We start from the raw sequence: 14,730 nt of genomic DNA on the forward strand, positions 1-14,730 counted from the left end.
GGTAGCTCCGCTACGAGGGCTTCCGCCCGGCACACCGAGAGCACGCACCGAACGCCGCTCCTTCTCCCACGGAGATCCATCAGACACCCCCTAGCCGAGACCAGGCGCATGATCGCCCGCCCCGCCCGACCTGGCCCGTGGTCGCCGTAAACACCGTTGCGGTAGTAGCTCCTATAGCCAAATCGGGGGTTCCCTTTGCCGAATCCATACCGCAGTCTCCTTGCCCAGGCACCGGAACCGCAGCGAGGAGCACGTGTGACCACCGTGACGTACCTCGTCGCCCTCGTGGCCCGTACCGCTCTTTGTCCGGCCCGCCACGGGGCCGTCGCCGGTCTCCCCGACCAGGACGCCCCGGCGGCGGTCAGCCCCCTCATCTCCGCACGCAAGATCGGTGGGAACGTCATGCCCCAACCCTCGCAGCCGGAAGAGACCTGGACGGAGACCGGCAGGCGCGGGCCCAGGCCGCCAGGGGTCCGTGCCGGGGCCCGTCACCTCGCCGTCCGCGCGGTCGGCGGGGCGACGACATGACCGACTCCGACAGGGAGACCCCCCTCGCCGCCGTCTGGTTCGGCCCCGGCAGCGGGTTCGACCTCAGTCCCCAGCACCGTCCGGAACTCGGGCCCGGCGAAGTGCTGGTCCGGGTCGAACTCGCCACCCTCTGCGGCAGGGACCTGCACATCATCGCGGGCCACCGCCGCATCCCGCTGCCCGCGGTGCTCGGCCACGAAGCGGTGGGCGTGGTCGAGGAGACCGGCGGGACAGTACGCCTGGTGGACGGGCGGCCGGTCACCCCGGGGACCCGGGTGAGCTGGACCGTGGGCACCTCCTGCGGCACCTGCCGGGGCTGCGTGCGCGGGGTGCCGCAGCAGTGTGAGAGCGTCCTGACGTACGGACACGAGTCCATCACCGGCCGCTGGCGGCTCAACGGCACGCTCGCCACGCACTGCCATCTGCTGCCCGGGACCGGGCTGGTCGCCGTCCCCGACTCACTGCCCGCCGAGGTGGTCTCGCCCGCCAACTGCGCCACCGCGACCGTGGTGTGCGCCGTGCGCAGGACCGCGGTCGGGCCAGGCGACCGGGTGGTCGTGATCGGCTGCGGGATGCTCGGTCTCACCGCCGTCGCCTACGCCCGGGAACGCGGCGCGGAACACGTCGTCGCCTGTGACAAGGATGAGAAGCGGCGTCGGCTCGCCCTCGCCTTCGGCGCGAGCGCCGTGTGCCCGCCGTCCGAGCTGTCCCGGTTCACCACCCGGCACGGGGCCGACGTGGTGCTGGAACTCTCCGGTGACAGCCGGGCCGTGCAGTCGGCCCTGGACGTCGTGGGTCCGGCCGGGCGGGTCGCGCTCGTCGGTTCGATGTCGTTCGGCCGCCGGGTCAGCTTCCGGCCCGACACCTTCGTACGGAATCTCTCCCAGGTCGTCGGCTGCCACAGTTACACCGCGACCGATCTGGCCGAGGCGATCGGGTTCCTGGCGCGCACTCCGGCCCGGGACCTGTTCGCCGCGCTGGTGTCGCAGCCGCTGCCGCTGACCGCCCTCGACGTGGCCGTGGCCGCCGTGCGCCGGGGCCTCGCACCCCGGACCGCGGTCCATATGCGGCGGCTCGGGGAGCGGGTGGGCGCGGCGCGCGGCCCGGCGGCGTCGGCCGGTTCGTCCGGTCCGCCGGTCTGAACGGGGCCGGCCGGTACGGACCCGGACCCGTCCCGCCGTCGTGGTGGGTCCCGGCCGTCGCCGCCAGGTGGATGTCGGGCTGGTCGGCGGCGTCCAGGATTCCGCCGCGCCACGCGACTCCCGCCACGTGGGGGAGCGCGGCCCCGGGGCGACTCCGTGCCCCGGCGGCCCCTTCGGCGATCTCGGAGAGCGTCCCGGCCGCAGGGCGCACCGCGATGACCGTGAGATCACATCGGTTTCCCGGTCCATGGCGCGGAAGAGCACGGTCGGGCCCATGCGATAGGCCAGATCGGGCCCGCGCGATAGGTCAGGTCGGGCCCGCGCCATAGGCCAGGAGTAAACCGTAGCGGGGGATCGGAAGACCGGAAAGGGCGAGCGAAGTCGCAATACCGGGCAGCAGGGCTATCGCGAAGGTGCGGCAGCGTATCGGGAGCCGCCCGAAGAGCGAAGACGGCGCAGTCCGGGGGCGGAGAATGAGAAAGGTCTCACGGATGGCAGCCCACGGCATTCGCCGCCCGCCGGGAATCGGATTGCGAAATGGGTGTGAGGCGCGAAACACCTGTTACCAACGGGTACATCTTTTCTGGCCGTGAAGATCCCTTCATACTATCCGCACCAACTCCCCCACATCAGGACGGCCTTGCCATGTCGACTGACCCCTATTCGCCCCGCCGCGATTTCACCGACCAACAGCTCTACGAGTCATTGCACGACACCGACCCGCACGCATTCTCGGCCTGGACCGAGTTGAATCATCTGCACTGGGCCCGCACATTCACCTACGCCCGCATTGTGCTGGGCCGCGCGGGAGACGACGCGGAAGGCGTCACCGACACGGCCTTCACCCGGCTCGCCGACGACGCCGGCTGGGGACGGCCGCTGTCGCGCCCGCTGCGCCTGTACCTGCTGACCCTCGTCGAAGCGGCGGCGAGGGAGCGGGCACCGGAGCCCAAGGGTCCGGACGCGGTCCATGACATCGCCGGGTGCGCCGAGACCGCCGCCCCCGGGGACTCGCTGGTGCGCGGCTTCGTCGCCCGGGGCTTCGCGGCGCTGTCGCCCCGGCGGCAGGCCCTGCTCTGGTACTCCCTGGTCGAACAGGAAGGTGACGCCAGGGTCGCGCAGCTGTCCGGTGTCCGGCGGGAGGCGGTCCGGCCTCTTGTCGCCAAGTCCCTCCTCGCCTGCTCCGAGGCCGCCCTCCACCTGCACTACAACCGGCGCCCCACGCCGGGCTGCTCGTCCTTCGCCCGGCTGCTGACCGCCGCCACCAGATACGGCGACAGCCGGACCGACGCCGGTCTCGCCCGCCATCTCGACGCCTGTCCCTGGTGCCGCGCGGCGATGGACGGCCTCGTCGGACTCCGCCAGGACCCCCGGCTGCTGCTCGCCCGCTCGCTCCTCGGACACCTCGGCCACGCCTATCTCGCCTCCCTTCCGACCCCGGCCCGGTCCACCGAGGACACCGTCCTCATCCGGCCGCGGCACACCCGCCCCAGGGCCTGGAGAAGGGTCGCGCCCGCCGTCGGCCGCGGGCTGGAACCCCTGCTGAAACGGCGGGGACTGCTGGTCGGCCTCGCCACCGTCGTCGTGCTGACCGCCGGCACGGTTCATCTGGTCTCGGAGCGAACCGCCGCCCCCGCCAGGGAGATCCAGGCCATGCCGGAGGCCCCGCCCACCGTCCGGAAGCCCGCCCCGGTCCCGGACCGGCCGTCGCGGTCGCCGTACCCGCACGAGCCCACCGAAGGCCCCGCGACGGTGACGGCGTCCCCGCCGACGCCTCCGTCCGTCCCCGCGTCCGAGCCGCCCCGGAGAAATCCGCCGCCCTCCGCGAATGCGTCCGAGGACGCGCCACGGCACGAATCCGCTGTCACGCGGCCCTTTCAGGGACAGGAGTTCGTGGCCGCTGTCCACGCCGATACGCATCTCTGCCTCGATGTCCGGGACGGGGTGTTCGCGAATGGAACGGATGTCGTCGTAGAACGCTGTATGAAATCGGCCGACAGCCAGTTATGGCGAGTGGAGCGATCCGGTCTGGTGCGCAACGGCGAGCAGCCCGCCTACTGTCTCGACGCGCGTGGACCGGACCAATCCGGAGTGGGTATCTGGAGCTGCGAGGCACTGGAGCACAACGAACAAGGGCTCCGGAATCTATCATTCTCCGTTGATTCCACGGGTCGTATACAAGCCCTGAGGGCCCCGGATCTCGCTCTCGCACCGGATAGGGATCGGCCCGGCACACCGGTCGTCCTGAGCGCCTTGGATTCCGCGCCCCACCACAACTGGATCGAGTCGGTCAACACAGCGGACGGCGGCTGAGGAAGGAAAAGCCCGTTCTCGTTCGTTCTCCCACGGCCGCGGTCAGCGGAAACATCCCGACGCGGCCCCCACCGAGCTGACCCACCCGATCCACCCGAGGCAGGTTCCCGCGCCATGAGCGCACAGGAAAAAGCAGGCCCCGTCACCCGCATGCCGGCCGACATCTCCGACTCTCCCGTCGTCTCCGACACCCGGGGCGTCCCCGACGCCCCTGAGGTCACCGAGGTCACCGAGGTCACCGAGGTCTCCGGTGTCGCCGACGACGCCGATGACGCCGATGACGCCTTCGAGATGATCCCGGCGCCGCGCTCCGTCGAAGCCCTCGGCGACCTCAGCCGCGACGAGATCCACAACCTGAAGGTCTGTGAGGACGCCGTCGAGTACCTGGGCACCGCCACCTGGCTCGCGGGCAAGGCGCTCCACGCCATCCAGAGCCGCAGGCTGTACCGCGACTCGCACTCCCGCTTCGACGACTACGTCAAGGAACGCTGGGAGATCAGTCCCCGCAGCGCCTATCAGATGATCGAGGAGTGGCCCCTCGCCGCCCGGATCAACGGACAGTTGGGCAGACCGGCGATCGGCTCCCACATCCGCGCCCTGATCCCGGTGAGCCGCCGCTACGGGGACGCCGCCGCGGCCGACCTGTACCAGCAGCTCTACGCCAGCGCCGCCCAGGAGGAGGTCCGGCTCACCGCGGTCGTCATCGCCGAGGTGGTCAGGGCCGTTCTGGACACGGAGGGCGGCCGGCTGGAGCGGGCCCACTTCGAGGCGACGGCCCGTCAGATCATCGCGGCGGAAGGCCCGCAGTCGGTGAAACCGGCCCTGCCCGCCGCGGGGGCGGTCGGGGGCGGTGCCGGGTCGGTCGTATCGACGCCACCGCAACCCGGTGTGCAAAATTTTGCGGACTTGGCGGACTTTGAGGATCGGGCCGAGGATCAGGAGGCGCGAGTGAATCCCTGTCCGCGGCGTACGGCGCCGGAGGAGAGGGAGACCCGGCCCCCGAGCCCCGCCCCGTCCGGCGCTCCCAGGCCCACGCCCTCCCGCCCCACCGCCCGCCCCACCGCCCGCCCCGCTCCCGGCCCCGGCAGAAACGACACCTCCGACGACCCGTACCCCTCCGCCCCCGACTCCACCGCCGTGTTCCTCCAGAGCATCCTCGTCCGGGTCATCGGCGTGGAACGGGACCTCGCCCAGAACATCCCCCCGGGCGCCCGCACCGAGCGTCACGACCGGCTCCGCCGCGAACTGGCCGTACGCCTGCACCGCGCCGCACAGCATCTGATGTCGTGGTCCGAACGCGACACGTGAAACAACCCCGGCACCGCCGCACCCGTCTCCTCTGACACCAGGGCCTGACACGGCCGTGCCGGGGCCCGCGCCGACGGGCCCCGCCGAATGCCGACGCAGCGTGTTCACGGGACGCCTCGACCGCCCCGCGAACACATCTCGTCATGCCCCCTTCCTCCCCTTCCGGCGCACGGCTGCCGCTCTCGGTGCCACAACCGGCGCGTGCCCGCAGGGGCTTGTATCCAGGTACGAGAAAGGCTCCCCCACACATGCGGACACGACGACACCTGCGCTTCTTGGCCACCACGATCGCCCTCGCCGGGCTCACCCTCGCCGGCTGCCAGGCGGACGATCCGAAAGACGCGGCGACCGGCACGAACGCCGGAGCCGATGCCGTACCCGTCGAACTGAAGGCGTTCCACGGGCAGAAGCTCAGATGGCGGGCCTGCGAGAACATCGTCTTCGAGTGCGCCACGCTGCAAGCCCCGCTGGACTACGCCGAACCGAACGGCCCCCGCATCGACCTCGCCGTGTCCCGGATGAAGGCCAGCACCTCGGGCCGCAGCCTCGGCTCGCTGCTGCTCAACCCCGGCGGCCCCGGCGCTTCGGCGGTCGACTATCTGCACGCCGTCGGCCTGGAGTACCCGGCACGGATCATCGCCCGTTACGACCTCGCCGCGATCGACCCCCGAGGCGTCGGCGGCAGCCGGCCCGTCGCCTGCGCGAAGGACGTGCAGGACATGGGCGAGTTCGACGAGACCCCCGACGACACGGGCGAGCAGACCGCGTACGCCGAGGCCCTCAAGCGCGCCGTGCGGGGCTGCGACCGGTCGACCGATCCGGTCCTGGCCCATATGTCGACGGCGGACAGCGCCCGGGACATGGACCTCTTCCGCTCCGCGCTGGGCGACCGCACACTGTCCTTCATCGGCACGTCGTACGGCACCTTCCTCGGCGCGACGTACGCGGAGCTGTTCCCGCGGCGCACCGGCCGCCTCGTGCTCGACGCGGCGATGGACCCGTCCCGCTCGCCCCGCGAACTCCTCGACGACCAGGCCGAGGCGTACGAGACCGCCTTCCGGTCCTTCGCGCGGGACTGCGTCCGGCTGCCGGACTGCCCGCTCGGGACAGCTTCGGCGGACGCCGCAGCGCAGCGCATGAAGGGACTCTTCGACGCGTTCGACGAACAGCCCGTCCCGGCCGGCGGCGGCGAGGTGCTGAGCGAGGCGTCCGCACGCACCGGTGTACGCGCCGCCCTCTACAGCAAGGCCGCCTGGCCCACCCTGCGCACGGCCCTCACCGGCGCCCTCGCCGGGGACGGCGCCGCACTCCTCGCCATGGCCCGCCAGTACGTCGACATGGACGGCGACGGCTCGAACTCCGAGGAGCTGAGCGCCCACTTCGGGGTGCGGTGCCTCGACGGTCCGCCCGCGTTCCGCAGCCCCGAGGAGGTGGCCGAGGCGCTTCCCGCCCTCGAAGCGACTCATCCGCTGTTCGGCGCGGATGTCGCCTGGAGCGGACTGGTCTGCGCGTACTGGCCCGTCGAGGCGACCGGCGCCGCGCACCGCATCGAGGCGAAGGGCGCGGCGCCGATCCTCGTCCTCGGTACGACCCGCGACCCGGCCACCCCCTACAGGTGGGCCCAGTCCCTCGCCGGGCAGCTCTCCACCGGCAGGCTCCTCACCCGCGACGGCGACGGCCACGGCGCCTACGACGACGGCAGTGACTGCGTCGACACCGCCGTGGACGCCTTCCTGCTGCGGGGCACCCTCCCTGAGAACGGGAGGCGGTGCGCCTGACCGGGCAGGGCCGCGCGGGAGAGGGGCGGGACGGACGCCGCCGTACCGGACATCGCGCCGGGTACGGCGGCAGTGACCCGTACGACCGGACGGGCCCGGTGGCTCCTCGCGGGCTGGTCGGCAATCACCCCAGACGCCCCCGCACCGCGTCCCACGCCCGGCGTCCCGCCCCCGCCCGGTACGCCGGGCCCTCCAGGCGCACGACCTCGCTGTCGCGTACGACGGCGTACGCGTGCGGGGTCCCGGCCTTGGGGAGAGTGACCGGATGGCGGCCGGACGGGAGAGCGAGGCGGCTGGGGAGGCGCAGGCTCACGGTGCCTGAGTCATGGGTCAGTTCGGCGGTCACGGGCAGCGCTGCGACGGTCAGTTCCAGGCGGGCGATGCCGGGCGTGGTGCCGGTCGCGGTGATGAAGGGCAGCGGGAGGGCGCGGTCCGCGCGGGCGGTGCTAGTGACGGCGGCCTGTGCCGTGTCGGGGCCCAGGCGGCGCTGGCGCTGGTCGATGTCGAGGGCGAGCTGACCGCTGCCCGTCCAGTAGGGCAGGGCGAGGCGGCCACCGGTGAGGGCCGGGGGAGCGGCGGGCGTCCCTGGGGCGCGGTCGCCGGTGACGCGGACCATGCGGTCGATGCCGAGCAACTGGACGTAGGCCCAGACGTCATGCACGCCGCGGGCCAAGGGTCCGCCGCCCGCCAGCCGCTCCGGATCGAGGCGGAGCCGACCGGTCGCGATGAGCCGGGAGCGGCCCTCACCGAGCGGGTCAAGACGTATCTCCAGGTCGCCCTCCGGGTACCACCAGTCGCCGCGGTCCCGGTCCTTGACGACCAGTTCGGCGTAGGCGTGCCGGAACGGGTCGGGGACCACCCAGCCGCCTTCCGTGCCGGGTACGCCGGTGAGGAGGTCGGGGTCGAGGTGGTGGGTGCCGTCCCGTTCCACCAGGGTGAGGGGCTCGCCGTCGCCGCGCAGCAGGCTGAGGGTGACCTCCGCGATCAGGTGGCCGTCCGCCCAGCGCGGGGTGCCGACCCGGCTGTGTGCCCTGACCTCGCGGACCCGCTCGGCGAGGGCGACCGCGCCGTCGAAGTCGTCCTGTTCGAGCAGTGCGGCGCGGAGCCGGGAGACGGCGGGCAGCCCGTCCCGTACGGCGGGCGGGAACTCCGTTGTGGCCAGGGCGCGGGCCGCCTCGAAGCGGGGGCGCTGTTCGGCCGGGTCCTCACGGAGGATCTCGGGCTCGCGGGTACGGGAGAGGATCTCGACGTGGTAAAGGCGGTGCAGCAGCCGGTTCTGGAGGCCGTCGATGTCGTCCGACGGGGGAGTGCCGTCCTTGATCTGCTGGACGACGGTGCGCAGATGGGGCCAGAAGCCGTGCCGGGGGTTGAAGCGGTGCCGGGTGTTGTTGCCACCGTCGTCGCGCTTCATCCAGTAGTAACAGGGATAGTCGGCGAGTACCGCGATCCGCTCGGCCTTGAGATAGGCGGCGCTGACGAAGAGAAGGTCCTCCAGTATCCAGGGGCCTTCGGGGAAACGCAGCCCGTGCCGCTCCACGAAGGCGCGCCGGAACATCTTGTGCGGGGACAGGCTCTGCATCAGCTCGTCGTTGTCGATCGTGCAGGCGTCGACCGTGTGCCGGAAGAGCCGCCGGGGACGGGCCATCGTGGTGCTCATCTTGCCCAGCACCACATCGGCGTCGGTGCGCTTGGCGTGCGCGTACAGCCGCTCCAGAGCCTCCGGACCCAGCAGGTCGTCATGGTCCACGAACTGGAGGTACTCGCCCCGGGCATACCGCATCCCGAGATTGCGCGGGGCGCCGGGCCACCCGGAGTTGGCCTGGGTGTGGACCCGTACGTTCGGCCGGTCGGCGGCGAGCTTCTCCAGTCGGCTCAGTGTGTCGTCCGTCGAACCGTCATCGACGTAGATCACCTCGTACTCGTCCGCGGACAGGCTCTGCCCGAGCAGTGACGGGGCGCATTCGTCGATGTACTTCCCGGTGTTGTAGACGGGAACGATCACGCTGACCTTGACGTTCGGCATTCACGGGACTCTACCCGCGAGCCCGGCGAGGCCCCTGGCCCGTACCGCATTCCGCTCGCCTCGGCCGGGAGGAAGATCCCGAAGAACGCGCACACGGCTCCCCGCCAGCGGTTCAGCCGGGCGCCGAAGGGGTCACCTTCGGCGCCCGGCCGCCCGCGTGGGTGACTGTGCCCGGCAGGCGCTGCCTACCTGTCGGCGTGTGTCACCTCACGCGGTCTTGAGGGTGAGCCTGTAGTGCCGCAGGGCGTCGTCCAGCGGCTGGAAGTACGAGACGCCGTGGGTGTCGACCTGCCCCGCGCAGTCATTGGTCCATGCGCCTCCGGAGGTCAGGCCCTGGGCCTGGTTGCCGGAGATGTAGGCGCCGCCGCTGTCACCGCGCTCCGAGCAGACGGTGGAGCTGGCGAGGCCGGTGACCGTGGTGACGACCGTGGAGTTCGGCTCGCGGTACCGGACGGTCGCGTTGTAGGAGCCGACCTGCCCGCACGTCCACTGGGTGGTGCGGCCGGACTTGCACAGGCTCGCACCGGACGGGGCGCGGGTGCTGCCCTGGACGGCGATCGTGCCGGCCCGGCCGTGGGTGGTCACGGAGGTGCCGATGGTGTCGTCGGCGTCCACCGCCGCGATCCCCATGTCGACACTGTTCCGGCCGGTCGCGAAGCGGGTGTTGGTGCTGGTGGCGAAGCGTGAGCCGTTGTGGCTGAGCACCGGCAGGCCCTCGATGCAGTGCCCGGCGGTGACCAGGAACTCGCGGCCCGACGGGTCGACGGCTCCGTAGCCCACGGAGCAGACGAAGCCGCCCATGGCCATCTGGGTGCCGGGGGTCACCACGGCCTGGGTGACCGGGGCGCCGGTGGTGTCCCGCTCCACCCGGACCGCGTCGCCGTGGGCGCGTGCGGCCCGCAGGAACGCGCGGGCCGACGGGGTGTCGGGGTCGGAGACCTTGACGGTGACGGTGTCACGGGCGAGGTCGACCTCCCACGAGGTGACCCCCTGCGGAGCCCGGCGCGCGGCGAGCGCGTCGAGCCTCGTCATCACGGCGTCGAGTCCCGCCTGACCGTGCTCGGCGGTACGTGAGGTGAGTCCCGCGGCCTTCAGGCTCCGTCCGGCCGCGGCGTCACCCGCGTTGACTATGAGCCGGCCGGACGCGTCGAAGAACGCGCCGTCGGTGTCGACCCCGGCGCGGCGGAGCCGGTCGTAGGCGCGCTGTGCGTCCGCCTCCCGGTCGAGACGGGCGACGGCCTGCGCCCGGGGGACGTCGAGGGTGTCGGCCAGGGCGTCGACCATGGCCGTGTCGTAGCGCTGTTCGGGGGCGGCGTGGGTGGTGCCGACGGTGCCGAGAGTGAGGACCGTTCCGATGGCGGCTGCGATGGCAGCACTGCGTGAAAAGCGCACGGAATTCCTTCCGGTACACAGACGTCGGCCGCGGATGGGTGGGGGTGGGAAATACCGACCCGCGCAATGGGCGGACTTCCCTCGATGGCCGGACGCCTGACGGGCCGTCGAATGCGGTCCGCGCCTCGGATCGTGGGCGAGAAATGGCGGAACAGACAAGCCCCTTTTGCGTCGGCGACCATCAGGCATAAAGGGTGATAAAGCAGGTGATGGCTGATTGATTTGTGTCTTATGTCTGCCTGCTTAACGCGATATTTACAGAAAGAATCGCTCGAAAATGCGGATCGATTTCTGTTATCTGCGGAGGCCGGCCCGGCGAAGTCCATATCTGGTGGACTTTTCTCGGTGCCTTATTCGAGTTGTCCGCGGAGAACTCTTGATCCCTGGTCGCAGGCCGGTACATGCTCGCCCGTATCCGCGATCGGTGGCTGAATCGGACGCGGGATGCAGAGGCACGGGAGGTTCTTTGTCGTCGGTGTATCCGCCTTCGGAATCAGCGGTGGCCCGCTATGTCACCCCGCCGGCCGCGCTGCGCGGGCTCGGACTGCACTGCCTTGGCGCGGGCGCCCAGAACCGCCGCTTTCCGCTCTGCGCGGACCGGGCGTTCGGCTGCCACGCCCTGGTCCTGGTGACCACGGGCGCGGGCCTGCTCAGCGCCGCCCGGGAACACGCCGTACAGGGCCCGGCGGTCTTTCTGCTGCGGAAAGGGGAATGGCATTCGTACGGTCCCGACCGGCTCGGGTGGAGTGAGCGGTGGGTGCTGTTCGACGGGGCCGACGCCGATGTCCTGGCCGGTTGCACCCTGCTGCCGCGGGGGCCGGTGCGGCTCAGCGATCCACTGCCGATCACCCGGCTGTTCGACGAGGCCGTGGCCCAGTGCCGGGAGGGCCACACGGTCGCCTCGCTGCGGGCCGGGCTGACCATGCATCACATCCTGGTCGCCCTGGCCGACATGAACGAACTCGACCCGGTGCTCGCCGGGCTCGCCCGGTCCGCGTTCGAGAACCTGCCGCTGCCCGAGGTGGCCCGTCGGCTCGGACTGACCCCCGACACCCTGCGCAGCCGGGTCCGGTTCGCGGCGGGGGTGACCCCGGCGGAGTATGTGATCCGGCTGCGGCTCACCCGCGCCCGGCGGCTGCTCGCCGACACCAGCATGCCGGTCCGGCAGGTGGCCCATGCCGTCGGCTACGCCGACGCCGCGTACTTCAGTAGACTGTTCGCCCGCCGCACCGGGATGCCCCCGAGCGCGTTCCGGGCCGGTGTGCGCGGGACCCGATGACGACCCTCTCAGGCACTCTCGGCGGGGCCCGGCAGCTCGGGCCACTCGGGCTGTTCGCGCACCAGGTCCATGAAGGCGTTCTCCGCCGGGGACAGGATGCGGTCGTGGCGCCGGACCAGCGACACGACCCGCGCCTCCGTCGGCTGCCGCGTCGGCAGCACCACCAGGGTGCCCGCGCGCAGCTCGTCCACCACCGCGTGCTCGGAGATCAACGCGATGCCGAGCCGGGCCCGCACCGACCGCTTGAGCACCTCGGGACCCCACACCTCGGTGTGCGCGGGCGCCACCACACCCCACTGCGTGAGCGTCCGATCCTGCACCTCACGGGTCTGGGAGCCGCGCTCGCGCAGCACGAACCGCTCACCCGCCAGCAGTTCCCCGTCGACCGGCCCCGTCCCGTCCAGCCGGTGACCGGGCGGCGCGATCAGCACCATGCGTTCCTGGAGCACCGGCTCACTCACGAGCCGGGGTTCGTCCGGCACCCCTGCCACCACCGCCACCCCCACCTCGCCGCTCAGCAGCTGCTGGGTCACGGTCGCGTTGTTGCCGACGACCACATGGCTCTCGATCCCCGGATGCCGGGTGCGGTACTCGGCCAGCAGGTCCGGCAGCAGATAGGTACCGACGGTCGTCGAGCCGCCCACCACCAGCCGGCCGGTCTGGAGACCGCTGAGTTGCTGCACGGCGGCGACCGCCTCGTCCGCCAGCAGGAAGACCCGCTCCGCGTACTCGGCCAGCAGTTCCCCCTCCGCCGTCGGCCGGACACGGGCGCTGGACCGGTCGACGAGGGTGACCCGCAGCGACTCCTCCAGCTTGCGCACCTGGTTCGAGACGGAGGGCTGACTCATGTAGAGCTTCTGGGCAGCCGCGGAGAAGCCCTGTTGCTCGATGACATGAAGGAAGATCCACAGACGGTGAAGATCGAGCGTCACAGGCCGCGTTCCAGACGTGCGAGGGGGGTGATCAGTCGATTCTTAGCCGATCCGCACGGCTTTGCACCAGTCCCCGCGACCGGCTTCCTCCCTGCGGTCCGCGATCGGTGGGGGCTGCACGGATCTGTCGGGGCTGTCGACGCCGGCATGGTTGCCGGGGTTCCCTTGTGCGAAGGTCTGTCGGCAGGGGGGAACGGCTTCCCGCGCGGGGACGGGACGGGCCCCTCCGGTGGTCCCCAGGTACGCTCCCGTCGGTCCGCCGGATGGCCCCGACACCGTGCAGGTCTCATGAAGACGCAGGTGAACGTCTATGCTCCCGCTGACCGAATAGTCCCCATAGCCCAATCAGGGGTTCCGGTCCCCCTTCCCCGTACCGCAGTCTCCTCGGCAGGAAACGACACCCCGCACCGAGGAGCAGGCGTGACCGCAGTGACGTTCGCAGTGAACGGGAGGACCTATACCGCCCCCGGCGTCCCGGTGGTGGTGATCTGCATCGACGGCAGTGAGCCCGACTACCACCTGGCGGCGCTGGCGGCCGGGCGGATGCCCTGGCTGAGCAAGGTGCTGGACAGCGGTGAGGGCTCCAGCTGGCCCGCCCACTGCGCCATGCCCGCCCTGACCAACCCCAACAATGTGTCGATCGCGACCGGACGGCCGCCCGCCGCGCACGGCATCAGCGGCAACTACCTCTTCGACACCGAGACCGGCGAGGAGGTACTCATGAACGACAAGCGGTTCCTGCGGGTGCCGACCGTCTTCGCCGCCGCGGGCGCCGCCGGACTCGACGTGGTCGTGGTGACCGCCAAGGACAAGCTGCGGCGGCTGCTCGGCGCCGGACTGGTCGAGGAGGGGCCCGCCCTCGACGGCTCCGGCAGGTTCGAGGCACCGCCGCGCCGGGGGATCTGCTTCTCCGCCGAGAAGGCCGACGAGGCCACCGTCGAGGCCAATGGCATCACCGATGTGCTCGACCTGGTCGGCAGGCCGCTGCCGAGCGTGTACTCGGCCGATCTCAGCGTGTTCGCCCTCGCGGCCGGTCTGAAGATCATGGAGACCCGCGGCGCCGATCTCATGTACCTGTCCCTCACCGACTACATCCAGCACAAGAACGCCCCCGGCACCGAGGCCGCCAACGCGCTCTACGAACAGATCGACCACTACGCCGGGAAGCTCGCCGACCTCGGCGCGATCGTGGTCCTCACCGCCGACCACGGCATGAGCCCCAAGACCGACGCCGCCGGTGAGCCGCGGGTCGTGTATGTCGAGGAGGAGGTGCGCCGCATCCTCGGTCTCCCTGCCGACGCTGATGCCGGTGCCGACGCCGGTGCTGGTGCCGACGCCGGTGCGGGTGCCGAGGCGGATGCCCGTGGCCTGCGGGTGATCCTGCCCATCACCGACCCCTACACCGTCCACCATGGCGCTCTCGGCTCGTTCGCCAGCGTCCATCTGCCCCCGGACACCGACCGGGCCGAGGTCGTCGCGGCCCTGCGGCGGCTGCCGGGCATCGAGGAGGTGCACGGCCGGGAGGAGGCCGCCGAGCGCTTCGCGCTGCCCGCCGACCGCATCGGAGACATCGTCGTCCTCGCCGAGGCCGGAACCGCGCTCGGCCGCTTCGCCGCCTGGCACGACCTCAGCGGCCTGGACGCCCCCCTGCGCTCCCACGGCGCCCTCGGTGAACTGGAGATCCCCTTCCTGATCAACCGCCGTCTCCCCGAGCCCGACCCCCTCGACAGCCCCTTCGGGAGCCTCGCCCGCATCCGCAACTACGACGCCTTCTGGGTGGCCACGACCCTGGCCGCCCGCGAGCAGTCGACCACCGCTGCCGGCGGGAGGTGACCGACCTGCCCCTCCCGTGCCAGCCTCCCGCCGCTCCCGGCGGAGGGTGACTCGCCCTCCGTGCCAGCGTCCTGCCACTCCTGGGGAAGGTGACCTGCCCTCCGCGCCAGACCCCCGCCACTCCTGGGGGAGGGTGACCGGCCCTCCGCGCCAGATCCGCGCCACTCCCGGGGGAAGGTGACTTGCCCCGGGCCTGCCTCCT

The 14,730-nt window shown here is 71.6% G+C and carries 10 protein-coding genes; 7 read left to right on the forward strand and 3 right to left on the reverse strand.

Going from position 1 to position 14,730, the window contains the following annotated elements; translation table 11 throughout:
• Nucleotides 1–255: 255 nt before the first annotated feature.
• From AB0D49_RS39195 to AB0D49_RS39215, 5 genes are all read left to right on the forward strand, one after another.
• Entirely contained in the window at nt 256–528 is a 273-nt protein-coding gene (locus tag AB0D49_RS39195) for a hypothetical protein (RefSeq protein ID WP_362768140.1), read from the forward strand.
• Nucleotides 525–1,670, forward strand: a complete 1,146-nt coding sequence (locus tag AB0D49_RS39200) for a zinc-binding dehydrogenase (RefSeq protein WP_362768143.1) — start codon at nt 525–527, stop codon at nt 1,668–1,670. Before AB0D49_RS39195 ends, AB0D49_RS39200 begins: the two co-directional genes overlap by 4 nt.
• A gap of 645 nt (nt 1,671–2,315) precedes the next feature.
• Entirely contained in the window at nt 2,316–3,983 is a 1,668-nt protein-coding gene (locus AB0D49_RS39205; protein WP_362768146.1) for a ricin-type beta-trefoil lectin domain protein, read from the forward strand.
• Nucleotides 3,984–4,097: 114 nt separating this feature from the next.
• Nucleotides 4,098–5,291: a hypothetical protein gene (locus AB0D49_RS39210; protein ID WP_362768149.1), complete on the forward strand. Its 1,194-nt coding sequence runs from the start codon at nt 4,098–4,100 to the stop codon at nt 5,289–5,291.
• Nucleotides 5,292–5,539: 248 nt separating this feature from the next.
• Nucleotides 5,540–7,069, forward strand: coding sequence for an alpha/beta hydrolase (locus AB0D49_RS39215; RefSeq protein WP_362768151.1), 1,530 nt, complete (start codon nt 5,540–5,542; stop codon nt 7,067–7,069).
• A 124-nt stretch (nt 7,070–7,193) separates the two neighbouring features.
• Here the strand turns inward: AB0D49_RS39215 and AB0D49_RS39220 are convergent, their stop codons facing one another.
• Nucleotides 7,194–9,092 (reverse strand): glycosyltransferase family 2 protein, encoded by a 1,899-nt coding sequence (locus AB0D49_RS39220; RefSeq protein WP_362768153.1) that lies wholly within the window; start codon nt 9,090–9,092, stop codon nt 7,194–7,196.
• Nucleotides 9,093–9,299: 207 nt separating this feature from the next.
• Entirely contained in the window at nt 9,300–10,484 is a 1,185-nt protein-coding gene (locus AB0D49_RS39225; protein ID WP_362768156.1) for a S1 family peptidase, read from the reverse strand.
• A gap of 475 nt (nt 10,485–10,959) precedes the next feature.
• Between AB0D49_RS39225 and AB0D49_RS39230 the strand changes: the two genes are divergently transcribed.
• Nucleotides 10,960–11,763: an AraC family transcriptional regulator gene (locus AB0D49_RS39230; RefSeq protein WP_362768159.1), complete on the forward strand. Its 804-nt coding sequence runs from the start codon at nt 10,960–10,962 to the stop codon at nt 11,761–11,763.
• Between the two features lie 8 nt (nt 11,764–11,771).
• Here AB0D49_RS39230 and AB0D49_RS39235 read toward each other — a convergent pair whose 3' ends face one another.
• The gene (locus AB0D49_RS39235; RefSeq protein WP_362768162.1) at nt 11,772–12,695 is read right to left on the reverse strand and encodes a LysR family transcriptional regulator; all 924 of its coding nucleotides are present in this window, start codon (nt 12,693–12,695) and stop codon (nt 11,772–11,774) included.
• A 420-nt stretch (nt 12,696–13,115) separates the two neighbouring features.
• Here AB0D49_RS39235 and AB0D49_RS39240 point away from each other — a divergent pair, with 420 nt between their 5' ends.
• On the forward strand, nt 13,116–14,528 hold the full coding sequence (locus AB0D49_RS39240; RefSeq protein WP_362768165.1) for an alkaline phosphatase family protein: 1,413 nt from the start codon (nt 13,116–13,118) through the stop codon (nt 14,526–14,528).
• The last annotated feature ends 202 nt before the right edge of the window (nt 14,529–14,730 follow it).

The sequence above is a fragment of the Streptomyces sp. NPDC048290 genome, assembly GCF_040652095.1.
Lineage (GTDB): Bacteria > Actinomycetota > Actinomycetes > Streptomycetales > Streptomycetaceae > Streptomyces.